The sequence below is a fragment of the Coprococcus sp. LG101-27 genome (assembly GCF_027695515.1).
GTDB classification, from domain to species: domain Bacteria; phylum Bacillota; class Clostridia; order Lachnospirales; family Lachnospiraceae; genus Allocoprococcus; species Allocoprococcus comes.
On record NZ_JAQEUJ010000023.1, the window covers coordinates 1 to 16,076 of the forward strand.

20 protein-coding genes are annotated in these 16,076 nt (G+C 42.0%); 3 read left to right on the forward strand and 17 right to left on the reverse strand.

Going from position 1 to position 16,076, the window contains the following annotated elements; all coding sequences use genetic code 11:
• Nucleotides 1-64: 64 nt before the first annotated feature.
• The 11 genes from PG766_RS13470 to PG766_RS13520 all read right to left on the reverse strand — a co-directional run bounded on the left by PG766_RS13470 (nucleotide 65) and on the right by PG766_RS13520 (nucleotide 9,707).
• Nucleotides 65-1,354: an O-acetylhomoserine aminocarboxypropyltransferase/cysteine synthase family protein gene (locus PG766_RS13470; protein WP_008369949.1), complete on the reverse strand. Its 1,290-nt coding sequence runs from the start codon at nucleotides 1,352-1,354 to the stop codon at nucleotides 65-67.
• A 215-nt stretch (nucleotides 1,355-1,569) separates the two neighbouring features.
• Nucleotides 1,570-2,697 carry a M20/M25/M40 family metallo-hydrolase gene (locus tag PG766_RS13475; protein WP_182438611.1) on the reverse strand — a complete coding sequence of 376 codons (1,128 nt, stop codon included), beginning with the start codon at nucleotides 2,695-2,697 and terminating at the stop codon, nucleotides 1,570-1,572.
• 108 nt (nucleotides 2,698-2,805) lie between these two features.
• Nucleotides 2,806-3,945 carry a trans-sulfuration enzyme family protein gene (locus PG766_RS13480; RefSeq protein ID WP_270591008.1) on the reverse strand — a complete coding sequence of 380 codons (1,140 nt, stop codon included), beginning with the start codon at nucleotides 3,943-3,945 and terminating at the stop codon, nucleotides 2,806-2,808.
• A gap of 88 nt (nucleotides 3,946-4,033) precedes the next feature.
• Nucleotides 4,034-4,468 carry a GNAT family N-acetyltransferase gene (locus tag PG766_RS13485; protein ID WP_008369942.1) on the reverse strand — a complete coding sequence of 145 codons (435 nt, stop codon included), beginning with the start codon at nucleotides 4,466-4,468 and terminating at the stop codon, nucleotides 4,034-4,036.
• A 16-nt stretch (nucleotides 4,469-4,484) separates the two neighbouring features.
• Nucleotides 4,485-4,817 (reverse strand): hypothetical protein, encoded by a 333-nt coding sequence (locus tag PG766_RS13490; protein ID WP_243014414.1) that lies wholly within the window; start codon nucleotides 4,815-4,817, stop codon nucleotides 4,485-4,487.
• A gap of 15 nt (nucleotides 4,818-4,832) precedes the next feature.
• Entirely contained in the window at nucleotides 4,833-5,159 is a 327-nt protein-coding gene (locus PG766_RS13495; RefSeq protein ID WP_117824081.1) for a hypothetical protein, read from the reverse strand.
• Between the two features lie 69 nt (nucleotides 5,160-5,228).
• Nucleotides 5,229-5,987 carry an amino acid ABC transporter ATP-binding protein gene (locus PG766_RS13500; RefSeq protein ID WP_118198900.1) on the reverse strand — a complete coding sequence of 253 codons (759 nt, stop codon included), beginning with the start codon at nucleotides 5,985-5,987 and terminating at the stop codon, nucleotides 5,229-5,231.
• A 3-nt stretch (nucleotides 5,988-5,990) separates the two neighbouring features.
• Nucleotides 5,991-6,734, reverse strand: a complete 744-nt coding sequence (locus PG766_RS13505) for an amino acid ABC transporter permease (RefSeq protein ID WP_118198901.1) — start codon at nucleotides 6,732-6,734, stop codon at nucleotides 5,991-5,993.
• The gene (locus PG766_RS13510; protein ID WP_117824078.1) at nucleotides 6,734-7,597 is read right to left on the reverse strand and encodes a transporter substrate-binding domain-containing protein; all 864 of its coding nucleotides are present in this window, start codon (nucleotides 7,595-7,597) and stop codon (nucleotides 6,734-6,736) included. The genes PG766_RS13505 and PG766_RS13510 overlap by 1 nt, the downstream gene beginning before the upstream one ends.
• A 25-nt stretch (nucleotides 7,598-7,622) precedes the next feature.
• A complete protein-coding gene (locus PG766_RS13515; RefSeq protein WP_117824077.1) occupies nucleotides 7,623-8,660 on the reverse strand; it encodes a glutathione S-transferase C-terminal domain-containing protein in 1,038 nt (345 codons plus the stop codon).
• Nucleotides 8,661-8,672: 12 nt separating this feature from the next.
• A complete protein-coding gene (locus PG766_RS13520; protein ID WP_117557576.1) occupies nucleotides 8,673-9,707 on the reverse strand; it encodes a glutathione S-transferase C-terminal domain-containing protein in 1,035 nt (344 codons plus the stop codon).
• 236 nt (nucleotides 9,708-9,943) lie between these two features.
• Between PG766_RS13520 and PG766_RS13525 the strand changes: the two genes are divergently transcribed.
• Both PG766_RS13525 and PG766_RS13530 read left to right on the forward strand, forming a co-directional pair.
• The gene (locus tag PG766_RS13525; RefSeq protein ID WP_055158591.1) at nucleotides 9,944-10,351 is read left to right on the forward strand and encodes an RrF2 family transcriptional regulator; all 408 of its coding nucleotides are present in this window, start codon (nucleotides 9,944-9,946) and stop codon (nucleotides 10,349-10,351) included.
• A gap of 11 nt (nucleotides 10,352-10,362) precedes the next feature.
• Nucleotides 10,363-10,851 carry a GAF domain-containing protein gene (locus tag PG766_RS13530; RefSeq protein ID WP_055158593.1) on the forward strand — a complete coding sequence of 163 codons (489 nt, stop codon included), beginning with the start codon at nucleotides 10,363-10,365 and terminating at the stop codon, nucleotides 10,849-10,851.
• Here PG766_RS13530 and PG766_RS13535 read toward each other — a convergent pair.
• The gene (locus PG766_RS13535; protein WP_022220014.1) at nucleotides 10,835-11,077 is read right to left on the reverse strand and encodes a hypothetical protein; all 243 of its coding nucleotides are present in this window, start codon (nucleotides 11,075-11,077) and stop codon (nucleotides 10,835-10,837) included. The genes PG766_RS13530 and PG766_RS13535 overlap by 17 nt on opposite strands.
• Nucleotides 11,078-11,145: 68 nt before the next feature.
• On the opposite strand from PG766_RS13535, the gene PG766_RS13540 reads away from it, so the two are divergent.
• Entirely contained in the window at nucleotides 11,146-12,354 is a 1,209-nt protein-coding gene (locus PG766_RS13540) for an MYG1 family protein (protein WP_117824074.1), read from the forward strand.
• An 80-nt stretch (nucleotides 12,355-12,434) separates the two neighbouring features.
• Here PG766_RS13540 and PG766_RS13545 read toward each other — a convergent pair whose 3' ends face one another.
• From PG766_RS13545 to PG766_RS13565, 5 genes are all read right to left on the reverse strand, one after another.
• Nucleotides 12,435-13,433, reverse strand: coding sequence for an aromatic acid exporter family protein (locus PG766_RS13545; protein ID WP_118198903.1), 999 nt, complete (start codon nucleotides 13,431-13,433; stop codon nucleotides 12,435-12,437).
• A gap of 88 nt (nucleotides 13,434-13,521) precedes the next feature.
• Nucleotides 13,522-13,719: a hypothetical protein gene (locus PG766_RS13550; protein ID WP_118198904.1), complete on the reverse strand. Its 198-nt coding sequence runs from the start codon at nucleotides 13,717-13,719 to the stop codon at nucleotides 13,522-13,524.
• Between the two features lie 543 nt (nucleotides 13,720-14,262).
• Entirely contained in the window at nucleotides 14,263-15,171 is a 909-nt protein-coding gene (locus PG766_RS13555; protein WP_118198905.1) for a radical SAM mobile pair protein B, read from the reverse strand.
• Entirely contained in the window at nucleotides 15,159-15,539 is a 381-nt protein-coding gene (locus PG766_RS13560; RefSeq protein ID WP_118198906.1) for a hypothetical protein, read from the reverse strand. The genes PG766_RS13555 and PG766_RS13560 overlap by 13 nt, the downstream gene beginning before the upstream one ends.
• Nucleotides 15,536-15,973 carry a radical SAM mobile pair system MarR family transcriptional regulator gene (locus tag PG766_RS13565; protein WP_004853467.1) on the reverse strand — a complete coding sequence of 146 codons (438 nt, stop codon included), beginning with the start codon at nucleotides 15,971-15,973 and terminating at the stop codon, nucleotides 15,536-15,538. The genes PG766_RS13560 and PG766_RS13565 overlap by 4 nt, the downstream gene beginning before the upstream one ends.
• Between the last annotated feature and the right edge of the window lie 103 nt (nucleotides 15,974-16,076).

A 16,076-nucleotide genomic window follows, 5' to 3' on the forward strand; every position in this document is an offset into this window, starting at 1 on the left:
CACAAGAAAAGGAGCTGCGCACTAATTAGTGCGACAGCCCCCAAAATTCCTGTATGTATAATATTTATTTTCCCTGAACCGCTGCAAATCCACCTTCAAGATCTGCGATGATATCATCGATATGTTCTGTACCGATAGAAAGACGGATTGTGTTCGGTTTGATTCCCTGATCAAGCAGTTCTTCTTCTGTCAGCTGAGAATGTGTTGTTGTTGCCGGATGGATAACAAGGCTCTTAACATCCGCAACATTTGCAAGCAGCGAAAAGATCTTCAGGTTGTCGATGAACTTGTGAGCTTCTTCCTGTCCGCCTTTGATCTCGAATGTGAAGATAGATGCTCCACCATTCGGGAAATATTTTTCATAAAGTGCATGATCCGGATGATTCGGCAGTGACGGATGGTTCACATGCTCTACCATTGGATGATTAGAGAGGTATTCTACTACTTTCTTTGTATTTTCTACATGACGGTCAATTCTAAGTGACAGTGTCTCTGTTCCCTGCAGCAGAAGGAATGCGTTAAATGGAGAAATTGTTGCTCCCATATCACGAAGAAGGATTGCACGGATGTAAGTTACAAATGCTGCCGGACCTGCTGCATCTACGAAAGATACTCCGTGGTAGCTTGGGTTTGCATCTGCGATTGCCGGGTATTTTCCACTTGCTTTCCAGTCAAATTTACCGGAATCTACGATGATTCCACCAAGAGTTGTTCCGTGTCCACCGATGAATTTGGTAGCAGAATGTACAACAATGTCTGCTCCGTGTTCGATCGGACGGATCAAATATGGTGTTCCGAATGTGTTGTCGATTACAAGCGGAAGTCCATGCTTGTGTGCAATTTCAGCGATTGCATCGATATCCGGGATATCACTGTTCGGATTACCAAGAGTTTCAAGATAGATGGCTCTTGTGTTATCCTGAATTGCATCTTCTACTTCTTTCAAGTTATGTGCATCTACAAATGTAGTTGTGATTCCGTAATGTGTCAGTGTGTGTTCAAGAAGGTTGAAGCTTCCACCGTAGATTGTCTTCTGCGCTACGATATGTCCGCCATCTGCTGCAAGTGCTTCGATGGTATATGTAATTGCAGCTGCTCCGGATGCTGTTGCAAGAGCTGCCACACCACCTTCAAGTGCTGCGATTCTCTTTTCAAATACGTCCTGTGTAGAGTTTGTCAGACGTCCGTAAATGTTACCTGCATCTGCGAGTCCGAATCTTGCTGCTGCATGTGCAGAGTTCTTAAATACATAAGATGTTGTCTGGTAAATCGGTACTGCTCTGGCATCAGATGCCGGATCTGGTTCTTCCTGTCCTACGTGAAGCTGAAGTGTTTCAAATTTATAATCGCTCATATTTTTCTACCTCTCTTTTCTACTGTCTGATGTATCGTGATCTCTATAGTGATCTTTCAAATTTGATAGTTGCATTATATCCACTTTTACCTACTTTGTCAATAGGTTAATAGGGAATTATTTTAAAAACATTTAATTTCAATATGTTTTATCTGTTTTTCTTCTATCAATATAAAAAAGACGCTTTTGGCGTCTTTTCTGTATAATAACATCCACTACTGCTCATCGGTGATCAGCCCGGCGATCAGTTCTGCTCCTGTCACAAGATCTTTGATTGTCGTATATTCATTTACCGAATGTGCCTGGTACATTCCATTTGACAGCACCAGTCCAGGAATCCCGTTCTTCGCAAAGCTGTTGTTGTCACTTCCGCCAAATGTCTCTACAAGATTTCCTGCAAGTCCCAGCTTTTTGCTTACTCTTTCAAACCGTTTTACCGGCACACTGTCTTTTGCTGTCTCATAAGCGATCAGATGAACTTCGCAGGTAAGTTCTGATTCAGCTCCATGTTTTTCAGCCACCTTTTTGAAGGTATTTCCCACTTCTTCTACACAACGAGTCGCTTTTTCATGAGAATAGCTCCGGATTTCTCCCTTTACAATACATTTTTCCGGAACAATGTTCGTTCCGCTCCCACCTTCGATCAATCCGATATTGCAGGTTGTCTCTTCATCCACATGTCCCTGACTGATCTGCGTGATCGCTTCGGATGCAATAGCGATCGCATGAACGCCGTACTCCGGATCAAATCCGGCGTGGGATGCCTTCCCGGTTACTACCACCTGATAAGAAATCAGAGACGGTGCTTTATATGCCGCGCTTCCAACCGGTCCGCTGATATCCAGTACATAGGCTTCTTTTGCACGAACCTTTGAAAAATCAAATACGCTGCTGCCCTTGATATAAAACTCTTCTGCAATTGCAAAAAGAATCTCGATATCCCGGTGTGGTACTCCCGCTTCTTTTACACTGCGGATTCCTTCCAGAATCTCCACAAGTCCTGCCACATCATCAGCTCCAAGAACTGCTTTTCCTGCGGAACTGATCACACCGTCTTCTCCGATGATCCCTTTCTTGCCTTTGGACGGCTCAACCGTATCCATATGGCCGGACAAAAGGACCGGATCTCCCGGAAGATCTCCCGGAAGATATGCATATAAGTTTCCGGCATTTCCTCCGAAATGTTCTCCGGCATTGTCTTCCTCTACTTCAAAACCAAGTTCTTTTAATTTCACGATCAGCCGGTCTGCCATCTGACGCTCCTCAAAGCTTGGTACATCGATCGCAGTCAGTTCCTGAAATTCGTCAACTACTCTTTTTTCATTTACTTCTATTTTGCTCATTTCTGCCACTTCCTTATCTGCACGGTCATTATTCCGATCTAAAAACGGTCATCGTCCATCTGTCCTGTACATCTTCCATCACAGATGTCTGTCGCTTGACTCACACTTCTACTTTAATACAGCTTCCAGGTCTGCGATCAGATCCTCTGCGCCTTCGATTCCAACGGAAAGTCTTAAAATCCGGTCTGTGATTCCGTTCCGGTCAAGCTCTTCTTTGGAAAGATCCGCATGCGTCTGGGTGATCGGATAGGTGATCAGAGTCTCAGTTCCTCCTAGGCTTTCCGCAAACTGGATCAGTTTTACATTTTCCAGAATGTGATATGCTCTCTCTTTGGAATCTACTTCAAAGGTCAGGATCGAACCAAATCCTCTTGCCTGCTTTTTCATCAGTTCGTAACCCGGATGTGATTCAAGCCCCGGATAAAGCACCCTTGTCACATACTCCTGCTTCTCCAGAAAATGTGCGATCTTCAGTGCATTTTCCTGTGCCTTCTCCATACGGACTCCAAGCGTCTTGATCCCTCTGAGGATCAGCCAGCTGTCCATCGGTGCAAGGGTTGCTCCTGTCGTCTTGATGATAAAACGAAGCTGTTCCTGAATGTCCTCGCGGTTTGTTATCAGAAAACCTGCAAGTGTGTCATTATGTCCACCCAGATATTTTGTCCCGCTATGCACAACAATGTCAGCACCAAGCTTCAGCGGATTCTGGAAATATGGTGATAAAAAGGTATTGTCCACGATCAGAAGAAGATCATGTTTTTTTGCTTTCTTTGCAAGCTCTTCCAGATCGGATACACGCATCATCGGATTGGTCGGTGTCTCTGCATAAATTGCTTTTGTGTTATCCTGGATATAATCCTCTACATCCACACTGCTTAAATCCACGCTGGTAAATGTCAGTCCATTTTTCACATTGATGCTGTGAAACAGACGGACGCTTCCTCCATAAAGATCCTCATCAATGATGATGTGATCGCCCGGTTTGAAAATTTCCAGCAGAGCTGTGATTGCTGCCATTCCTGTCGAAAATGCCAGTGCATCGATCCCTTCTTCCAACGATGCTACGATCTTCTCAAGATGTTCTCTCGTCGGATTCTGTAATCTGGAATAGTCATAACCACTTCCTCCGCCTACTCTGTCTCTTGCAAATGTTGCAGACTGATAGATTGGATAACTGATCGCCCCATATATTTCATCCTTATTATCGTCAGCCAAATGCTGACATCGTGTATCAATTCCGTACTTCATTCTTGTCTATCTCTCCTGTTTCTATAATCAATGTCGCTATTTACTGTACAATATCTTTCTGCCAAAATCCAGTTTTCTTTTCATAAATTTACGCAAGTTCTTTCTCCGTCATCACACATTCAAACTCTCCGGAGCCGCTTACCTGTGAAAAATCTGCGGTATAGCCGAGCTTTTCATAGAATCCAAGTGCCGCTTTTCTGGAATTGATATAGATTTTTGTCACACCTTTTTCGCGCATCCAGTTTTCCGCCTCAATGATCCCTGCCTGTCCGTAATGTTTTCCCCTATAGGATTCCAGTGTTGCCACGCGCTCAATTTTTCCGGTATGTTCATCCAGATAATGCAGCCTGCAGGTGGATACCGGATAAATTCCGTCCATCACCAGAATATATTCATCTTCCGGTGTGTCATCTGAAAATTCTCCCTCAAGCGGGATCTTAAATCCCAGGCACATTGCCTGTGTCCGCACATAGTGTACGCCGGCTCTCTGCCATTCTTCTGTCACTCTGACTGCTTTCATCATTCATTCCCCTCTTTCTTTATTTTCCGGATAATTTTTCTCTTCTGTGTGGTGTCATCCATAAGGTTTCATCCGGTCCATTTGGCACGATTGCAAATTCATTGGACGGGCAGCAATCGATATGATAATGCTTCTTGATCGCCGCAAAATTCGTTGTGTCGCCAAATCCCGGTGTCTGATACAAATCTCTTGCATATGCCCACAGATTCGGATAATCGCGGAGAAGCTTTTTATTCAGACGAAATACCGGATAATATGCACAGTCAAATCGTACCAGTGTCACATAAAGACGCACATCAGATTCACTGTCTACTTCTTTATTTACCCATTCTGTCGATGTATTTTCTCTCATAATCTTTTCCCTTTCCTACACTGTCTGATTCTGTTTTTCCTGCTCTTGTCTGATGCTTCTTGGCGATACATATGGCTGTCTCTCATAATCGTTGTCACCAAAACGATAGCCTTCTTCCAGAAGTGCCACATTGTAAATTGCAGCCTGACACACGCCATCGGAAATTGCCCTCGCACAGCCAACTACCTGGTCTCCATCGTAAATAAATGCCGTCGCATAGCTGTTCTTAAATATTTTTTCTTCTGTAGCGGCATCAAAATGACTCAGTCCAAAATGGTCTAAAATATCTGCCACTGCCTGATAATCTACATTTTCCTTGTCTGTCACCAGTCTGATACTCATTGCTTTCGCTCCCTTCTTTTATCCTGTTGGAAAAAATCGACTGATCCATCAGCCGATTTTGTTTTTCTCTTAAATTGAATAATCCGGTTCTTCCATCCGGTTGATCTTTGTAAAGAACTCTTTGACACGTTCGTTCTTTGGATTTCCAAACACTTCTCTCGGCGTTCCGTCTTCCAGGATCTTTCCTCCGTCCAGGAAGATCACTCTGGTTGCAACGTTTCGTACAAAGCTCATCTCATGGGACACCAGAAGCATTGTATATCCTTCATTTGCCGCTTTTTTGATCGTATCCAGAACTTCTCCGACAAGCTCCGGATCCAGTGCAGATGTCGGCTCATCCAGAAGCAAAAGCTTTGGCTCCATCGCAAGTGCTCTTGCGATTGCAACCCTCTGCTGCTGACCACCTGACATATGTCTCGGATAATGGTTTGCGTGATCCAGAAGACCTACATTTTTAAGCTGCTCTCTCGCAATCCTTTCTGCTTCCTCTTTTTTCATCTTCTTTACCACGATCAGCCCATCCATTACATTCTGAAGTGCTGTTTTCTTTGAAAAAAGATTGAAATTCTGAAAAACCATGCCGGTCTTTTTCCGAAGCTCTGTCAGATCTTTGCCATGAATATGTGCAAGATCCTGTGTCTCACCGTCAATCGTTATGGTTCCGGTTTCCGGTTTTTCCAGTCTGTCCACACATCTTAAAAATGTGGATTTTCCTGTTCCAGAAGGTCCGATGATCGCTACGACATCTCCCTGATTGATGGTAAGGTCGATCCCATCAAGAACTTTATTATTTTTAAATGTTTTTGATATATTTTTGATTTCGATCATACCTTATTCCACCTCTGTATCTCTGATATCTAAAAGTGCCGGTGCATCTTCCGGTACCCTAAGCTTCTTCTCAAGATAGCTGATCACTCTCTCAAGTACGAAAGTAATTACCCAGTAAATAATTGCCAGTGAGATATACACTTCAAAATAACGGTAATTTCTTCCCGCAAGAATCTTTCCTTCTGCGGTCATCTCCACTACGGAACAGACAAATGCAAGAGAAGTTCCTTTGATCAGTCCGATAAATGCATTTCCAAGGGATGGGAGTGCTACCACGATTGCCTCCGGAAGGATGATCCTTATCAATGCCTGGAAATAATTCATTCCTAAAGCGCTTGCTGCCTCAACCTGTCCTTTATCTACTGATTCAAGGGAGGCACGGATGATCTCTGCATTAAATGCAGATTCATTGAGTGCCAGAGCAACGAATGCATATACGATTGGTGCGACTCCATTGACATTGTAGTTGGTTCCACATTTAAAGTTGATATATTTCAGGAGCATCGGAATACCGAAATAGGTCACATATAACTGAACCAGGATCGGCGTTCCGCGGATAACCGAGATATAGATACTTACCAGCTGTTTCAGTACCGGTATCTTTTTAATCTTCACAAGTGCAAGGAGCAGTCCCAGGATGAGACTGGCGATCATTGCTGTGACAGCCAGTTCCATTGTGACCGGAAGATATTTTAAAAGTAGCGGTATCTGTGTAAATACCAGTTTTCCATCAAATAATTTACTCATTAGTTAATCGTCTCCTCGAACTTATCATCCTCCGGTGCGGCATCCTGACCATACCATTTTTTACTGATCTCAGTCAGGGTTCCGTCTTCCTTCAGCTCCTTCAGCGCTTTGTCTACCTGTTCTCTTAAATCTTTCTGATCCTGTGGGAAAATATAATATGCATAAGAGTTTTCTGCAATCATTTTTGCTTCATCTTCCGGAATATCATTTTTCTGCACATCATAGTTAAATTCTTCCATGTAAGAGTTGTACATTGCCAGATCGATGATCGTAAAATCCTGCGATCCGTCTGCTACATGCTGTAAAAATACAGATGTATCTGCATCCGAGTAAGTAATATTGATCGCTTTATCCGGATTCTTTTCATTCCATGCTTCTACTGCATTGGATACGCTGATTCCTGTACCACCTTCAAAAGAAAGTCCTGCTGCATCTTCAAATGATTTGATCTCTTTTCCACCTTTCTTTGTTACGAATACATAGCTGATCTTGTCATATGGATAAGAGTAAAGATAACTTGCTCCACGGTCTTCGTTGTAAGAGAAGTTGTTAACTCCGATCTGATAATTTCCACTGTTCAGTCCGGAAAGTACAGATCCAAAATCAGTCACTTCATATTCCAGTTCATAATCCGGAAGTTTATCAAAAACTGCATTCAGTACATCCACATCGTATCCTGCCGGCTTGTCATCATCGCCTACATAGACATATGGTTTTGCGTTTGCTCCGGTTGCTGCTTTGATTACTGTCTTTCCACTGTCTGAAGAGCTGTCCTTTGAAGCGCTTCCTGAAGAAGATCCGCATCCTGTTGCCAGGACTCCTGTTGCCAGTGTAACTGCTAAAATGCTTGCCAACTTTTTCATAATATTTTTCCTCGTCTTTCGTCTGTTATTTTTCTGCTTTAAATTTGTGTGCCGGATCTTTACTGAGTGATTCTCTTCCTGTCGGTGTCTTCCAGATAGTATCCCAGTCTGTTTCCTGCACCACGATATCATAGTATGTATTTTCCCAATACTCTTCATCTGCTTCATTCAGATCGACAGATGCCGCAAAATCCTTAAAATATGTGTTATGTCTGAATGCCGGGATCTGATACAGATCTCTTGCATATCCCCACAGATTCGGGTAATCTACCAGACGGTGTTTGCAAGGTCCGATATTTCTTGAATAAGACACATCCAGTCTTGCGATGGTTGTATAAAGACGGATATCACTGTCTGTCACATAATCTCCGAATAAGAATCTCTTGTCTGCAAGTCTTTCCTCCATTGCATCAAGCCCTGCGAAAAATGTCTCATATCCATCGGCAAATGCCTGTAAGGATTCAGCGAACTGCGCTCGATAAACAGCGTTGTTTACATTTTCAAAAAGCCATTTGTTCAGCTTATCGATCTCCGGTCTTAATTCTTCCGGGTAAAGATCCGGCGCTCCCTTTTTGTGGAACGGTCTGAACGCTGTTTCCAGATGATTTGTAAGCCAGTGGTAATCATTATTTACCACTTTCTTTGTCTTATAATCTACAAATGCCGGAACGGTTGTACGTCCTGTGTATTCTTCATCCGCATTGTAGTAAAGCTCACTTAAGAACTGTGCGCCCGTTTCCGGATTGATATGATCCGTGGAATTTACAAATTCCCATCCAAGATTCTCTTCCCGGTCTGTCCAGTCTACGATCTCAACTTTCACTGCATCCTCAAGTCCGAGAATCTCTCTTGCGATCGCTGCCCGATTGGACCAGTTGCATCCTTTTGCCCAGAAAAGAATATATCTGTCTTTTTCTACCGGATTTTTCCCTTCTCCAAAACCTTCCGTGAAGCGGTTTGGCTGACGATGGAAATTTCCATATTCATCAATTTCCTGTGCGGTTTCTCTCGGTCTTACTCTGATCTGTCTTCCATTTACATCTACATATTCAAAATTTGCCATAATTCGTTCCTCCTATTGTTCTTCTGCCTTAAATTTATTGCCCGGATCGCTGCTTAAATGTGCACGGTCATGCGGTGTACCCCAGTATGCATCAAAATTGATCTCATCCAGAAATCTTGCATTGAAAGATTCAAAAAATAATGCGCCGACCTTCTTGTTATTTGGATTTGCGAAATCCTTAAAGTAGGTGTTGTTTCTGAATGCCGGAATCTGATACAGGTCTCTTGCATATCCCCACAGATTCGGATAATCGATCAGGCGGTGTTTGGTATGTCCAAGCTGCCAGGTGTAACGAATATCCAGTCTCGCCAGCGTCACATACAGTCTCACATCACTGTCTGTCACATAATCTCCAAAGAGAAATCTCTGATTTTCCAGACGTTTTTCCAGAATATCCATTGCTGCATAAAAAGAATTATAGGCATCCCAGTAAGCTTCCTTTGATCTTGCAAAGGTTGCTTTATAAACTCCATTATTAATGTTATCAAAGAGCCAGTCATTCATCTCATCAATATCTTTTCTGAGTTCTTCCGGATAAAGATCCGGTGCTCCTTTTTTGTGGAACGGTTTAAAATCTACTTCAAAATAATTGGTAAGCCAGGTGTAATCGTTATTTACAACTTTTCCTGTCTTTGTATCGATCAGAGCCGGTACCGTTGTTCTTCCTGTGTAATCATCATCTGCTTTGTAATAAGCTTCACTTAAGAACTGGATTCCAAGGACCGGATCGATATGATCTTTGTCGTATACGAATTCCCATCCAAGATTCTTCTCATGCTTTGCATGATCAACCATGTTGACACTGATTGCATCTTCCAGTCCAAGAAGTTCTCTTACGATCGAAGCTCTGTTAGACCAGTGGCAAAGCTTTGCCCATACCAGATGGTATCTGCCTTTTTCTACCGGATTTTTTCCTTCTCCAAATCCTTCTGTAAAATGATTTGGCTGGCGGACAAAATATCCATTCTCATCTATCTCCGATACAACTTCCTGCGGACGTACACGGATCTTTCTTCCATTTACTACTTCATAATCAAATTCTGCCATTATTTCTTCCTCCGTTCATATTTATCAGTACTGGTTATTTTGTATAACCTTTATTTCCTATCAATTTAGTTGGTATAATACCATCTATTACCTACTAAGTCAATAGGTTATTTTATTTTTTTGTTTTTTCCTTGAAACACATATAACCCTACGGTATAATAGGTAAAAAGGCACCAGGGTTCATAAACTCTCTGGTGCTGCTATTGTACATATAAAAAAATGGGGGAAAACTAATTATGATTTCTACAAAAGGACGTTACGCACTCCGCGTGATGATTGATCTCGCCCAGCATAAGGACGAAGAATATGTTCCGCTTAACGAGATCGCAATCCGCCAGGAAATTTCCGAAAAATACCTGGAAATTGTCCTGAAAATTCTTGTAAAGAAGAAACTCTTAAAAGGACGCCGTGGCAAAGGGGGCGGATACCAGCTTACTAGGGAACCTTCTGAATACACTATCGGCGAGATTCTTGAACTTGCGGAAGGCAATCTTGCTACAGTCGCCTGCCTGGTTCCAGGTGCCGAGGTCTGCAGCCGTGAAGAGCAGTGCATTACGCTTCCTTTGTGGAAGAAATTTGATGGAATGGTACATGATTTCTTCTACGAGATTACATTGGAAGATGTGTTAAACGGAAATATTTAAGGAGATTTTTTATGAATACTTCGAATTTTGAATGGCCAGTTGATAAAAAGCCACTGTATTCCCTGCTTTCAATCCGCCTCCGCGGTCTGATTGACGGAATCCCTCACCAGATCTCAAATCTGGCAAATGCATCGGCCCTTCTTGGTGATGCGCTTCTGAACATCAACTGGGTTGGTTTTTATCTGATGAGAGAAGGCAGGCTCGTCCTTGGTCCTTTCCAGGGCAAACCTGCCTGTATTGAAATTGAAATCGGTAAAGGTGTCTGCGGAACCGCTGTGGCAAACGATCAGGTTATGCTGGTAAAGGATGTCCACCAGTTCCCGGGACATATCGCCTGCGACAGCGCCTCTAATTCCGAGATCGTGATTCCGCTTCATAAAGGAAATGAAATCGTTGGCGTTCTGGATATCGACAGCCCTGTTCTCGCCCGTTTTGATGAAGAAGATCAGGAAGGGCTGGAACACTTTGTCAGAATCCTGGAATCTATTTTTGACAGATAAGCTGTTCTTCCAGATAGCTTACGATCACCTCAGCTGCATATCCATGTGACTTTTCCCCCGGATGCCGGAGAGAACCCACTTTTTCCTCCGGCGTATCCGGGAGTTCTAAAAATCCATAAATCTTTTCATAGCGTGATGGCACATTATGATCCGGATTATTATCACATCCTGACAAAACTCCCCATCCTCTCTGCGAAACAGCCCGGAATTCTACTATTTTCCACACTTGACATTTTCCTTTTCTGCTTATACATTATTACATTAGCAAAACTATTTTTATTTGGAGAGATTAAGATGAATGAATTATTAAAAAAGATCCGCCTAAAAGATGCTTCCGCATTTACACATAGTGGAAAATTCCACGCAGATGATGTATTTTCCTCTGCATTGTTATTATATTTAAATCCGGAAATTACAATTCTTCGTGGTAATAAAGTACCCGAAGACTTTGACGGCATCATATTCGACATTGGGCGCGGCAGATATGACCATCACCAGAAAGACAGCCGCATCCGTGAAAATGGCATCCCTTACGCGGCATTCGGCCTTCTCTGGGAAGAACTTGGTACCGAAATCCTGGGGGAAGAGCTTGCTGCTAAGTTTGACGAAGCTTTTGTCCAGCCACTGGATAATAATGATAATACCGGTGAAAAAAATGAACTGGCTTCACTGATTGGAAGCTTCAATCCTTCCTGGGACGAAGATGGCGGAACCGATGAAGCCTTTTTCCGTGCAGTCAGTGTTGCCGGTATGATCCTTGACAATAAATTTGCCCGTTACCTTGGAAATGAACGTGCTGACAAGCGGATCGAAGAAATTCTCGAAGTACAAAATCCTGAAGCTGATTCCCGTATTCTGGTCCTTCCTGAATTCATTCCATGCCAGAAACGTCTTTCCGAAACAGATATCGCTTTCGTTATTTTTCCATCCAACCGCGGTGGTTACTGTATCCAGCCTCAGAAAAAAGAATATTCCCTGAATTATAAATGCAGTTTTCCATCTGAATGGCTCGGTCTGGAAAATGAAGAACTCCAGAAAGAAACCGGTCTTTCGAGTGCTTCTTTCTGTCACAAGGGCGGCTTTTTGATGACTACAGCTACTTTAGAAGATGCACGAAAAGCATGTCAGATCAGTCTGGATACCTTTACTGACGAGATTACCCTTGTAAATCTCAGTTCCGACACTTCTACAGACACACTTTTAATGAAACTGCCAGAACTCGCGCATGTAAAAATTATCCACAAACCTCTGCCTGATCTCCCTGCTTTAGATATCAATGGAATTTATGCTGAAATAGAAATGAAAAAAACAGAGTGGAAAAAATATATCAAAGATCTGGTAAAAGATCTGCTGAAAACGAAACCGGAAGCTGTCTATGTCGATGGAGATATGTTTTCTATTTACCCGGTCGTGCATCAGCTTCGCAAAAAGCATATCCCGGTTCTTACTTCTGTTACAAAAAACGGTGAAAAACTTATTATCCGTATCCCATCCGGTTCCTGATTTTTTATTATCAGGAATTTGATGATCTGAAAGTGTCAAAAAGAATGTGCCATAACACATTCTTTTTGACAAATGAGAGCTTAATTATCCCAGTATAATTTTCGCTTTTTATCATCCAGTCCATCCACAAACCTTCTTTTAAATACAAGGAATTCTTCCAGATCCATCAGGATATGGTACAGCATCGCACGGCTCTCAAATTCCTCTCTGGTCTTTGGAAGTGGATTTTTTCTGATAATCGCAAAAAGTTCATGTAGTTCATCCAACTGAGCTGTCGGAACTGTATATTCCTTCACGCATACCAGCATATCAAACACATAACTCGAAATAATCATTGCCTCATCTGGCATATGTCTGATTTTCTTCATCTCATAATGTAAGTTATGGATCACGTTGCACTGCTTCATACGCATTTCAAAATAATCGATATAGTATCCCGGATGTGACTGAAACGTATTATCCTGATATTCATAGGCATCCTGGATAAAGCCCTGAACCTCTTTTTCCAACGCACAGATATCATCCCATACATTTCTCTGCATTTCCTTATTCGCCAGATATGCCGAAATCTCTCCAAGTATCATCTGCAGACGCTCTTCCGTATATCGCATATTTTCGACCAACGCCTTGCGCTGACTTCCATAATCATAAAACAAGTTCAGGACCAGTGCCATCGTAATTCCGATCAATACCAGCATAAATTCATTTGCAATAAAATCAAATTCAAAATCTCTGACTTCCAGAAAATGCATTCCGATCAGTGCATTTACGGAAATCGTCGCTCCCCATCCAAGCATCTCTGCGATAATAACCACAAAAAACACATAAATACCATATGCCATCCATTCTGATTCTACTGCTGAGAATATAATAAGTGCCATAAGTACTGAAATTATAAATGTTACAACCCTCGCTACCGATAATTTGACAGTTTTCCACTTTGTAGTCACCATTGTAAGAAGTGCAACACTTCCTGCGGCCAGTGAATACTTCAGTCCACACAGATTGGCTATGTAAATCGCCAGACTGCTTCCTATCGCAATTTTTAGTGCCTGCATCCCAATCTTTTTACTTTTCATTGTTCCTCCTGAAATTTCATGCGTATATCCCCACAAATTCTGTACACTTGATTTTGTATCCATATTTATGATGCCGAGAGCAGGATAACTATGTCAAATATTTTCTTACTTCTATCATACCTGCTCCACTCCAAAAATAATTTTGAATTGTATTTTCGATTTTTTCAATAAGCTCTGGATTATCTTCACCATCAACCATACCGTCAAAAATCATGAGTACTTTTTCGTTTTTCACATCATAATAGTATTGCGTATCATTAGCTGTGTTCCTTTTTTCGTCTGCCACTTTGATGCATACACAGTCATATATAATGCATTCGGAACCGACTGATCATAGCTGAACCATACACATCTATGTCATGCTCATATTGCAAATATCCAAAACAACCCCTGTAATCATTATTATACCGATTATCAGACTAATAAACCACCTTTTTTTATCTTTACTCTCCTATAATGGTCTCATAAATTTAGACACTTTTTCGGACGGATTATAATGAATCTGATATACTAAAATCAGTATGGAAGAAAGAATTTTTGAATAATGCAGCCGTTGTATTCGACGATAAGCGTGAAGAAAATCTCAAAGAAAAACTCGCCGAAGAACGAAAAGAAAAAGCTGCATATACTCTGTATTGGGAGAGACAAAATCGGACATGATTTTAGAAATTTTTTGAAATTATTTTTTGAAGTGCAAAAAGACATAAAAAAAGATGCCAGGATTTCTCCTGACACCATAGTGACTGAACCAATATTCATGAGCTTTCATTTTATCATCTCCCCTTGTTTATTTAAATATGCAACTTTTGATGAAATATACAACTTGAAGTTAGCGATTTCTTTTTCCGGTATTCTCTGTCCCACGGATTTCCTCATGATAGAAATAATCTACGATCACCGGATGTCCCTGCGGGACTCTGCCATAAGGCATTTCATTATCCACAAAGGCACAATCATACTTCTTAGCCATTTTCTCAGCTTTTACTTCAAGTGCTTCAAAGTAGCTGCGGTTATGCTTGTTATAGATCTCGTCGTAAAGTGGTACAAGATCAGGATATTTTCCGGCGATATAATCCATAATTGTCTTTTTGAAACCGCCTCGAAGATTGAGATTTTCGAGCCAGAACAGATCGCACTGATCCTTTACCCGCTCAAAGATTGCTTCAAAATCCGTGATACCGGGGAATACCGGGGATACGAAACAGACTGTACGGATACCTGCTTCATATACCTGCTTCATAGCAGAGATACGGTGCTCAATGCTCGAAGCAGAATCCATATCGTTCTTGAAATTTTCATCTAGTGTGTTAATCGACCATGAAACGGTTACATGTCCAAGCTTCTTCAGCAGATCAATATCCCGTACCACAAGATCCGACTTTGTGCAGATCAGAATATCTGCGTCACTGCCGATCAGCTGTTCCAGAAGTTTTCTGGTATTCCCGAATTGCTCCTCCTGTGGATTGTAGCCATCTGTCACAGAACCGATGACCACCCTCTGTCCGGCATATTTCTTCGGATTTTTAATTTCCGTCCAATGCTTCACATCAAGGAAAGTGCCCCATTCCTCCTTGTGCCCGGTAAAGCGCTTCATAAAAGAAGCATAGCAATACTTGCAGGCATGTGTACAGCCCACATAGGGATTGACCGAGTAACCGCCTACCGGCAGACTGGACTTAGTCATGATGTTCTTTGTTTCCACCTCACGAATGAGGATTCCATTTATTACTTCTTCCATGATTTCTGTACCTCTAACACTTTATTAAATTCTTCCGGCATTTCCTGAATCATATTTTCATCCCCTATGATAGGGACAAGGTCTTCCTTCATAAACACCGGAATGCCGAGCTTATGTGCCTGGTCCGTCAGAGACCATGCCCATTCCAGCTTCCATCCGGAGAGATCGCTCATGCCGGTAAGAAGAAAGTTCTGCGGACGTTTCTTTTCCATCATCTTGAGCTTACCCGGAAAGAATTCAGGGCCAGCGAAGTCATCAATCATATGCCAGCGTTTCACGTTGTTGCGGGCATAGCAATATGCCCACCCCACTGTACAGCCAATGACAATATTCATGTTCTGAATCTGATCTTTGATACAAATACTCATGACTTCTGCCACTCCTCAAGATTCTTTCTGATGCGGTCAAGGCATTCCTCAAACCGGGTAATTTCTTCCTCTGAAAAACCTTTGTAGTAAATACTGCCCATCTCATCAGATACAGAATCGTACTCGCCCTTTAAGGCATGTGCTTTCTCAGTCAGAAACAGGAGTGTTTTCCTTTTGTCCGTTTCAGACTGAACACGGCTTATCAGCCCTTGATTTTCCATTCTTTCCAGCATCGTAGTAAGAGATGTTATCGCTAATCCGCATTTAGTCGAGAGTGACCTGATTGAGATACCATCCTCCTGCCACAGCACATAAAGAATACGTCCCTGGGCTCCATTAAACGCATCAATATTCTTTTCACTGAGAATCTTCTCGAAAATCCGGTCTCCAAGCTGTTTTATTTTGGTGACAAGAAATCCTCCATTCATTTCCATACAAAAGCTCCTATATAGTAGTTTATTAAAAACATACTATATAGGAGCTTTATTGTCAACAGTTTATATGTCTTAATAGGTAAATTCCATTTTTTTTAATTCT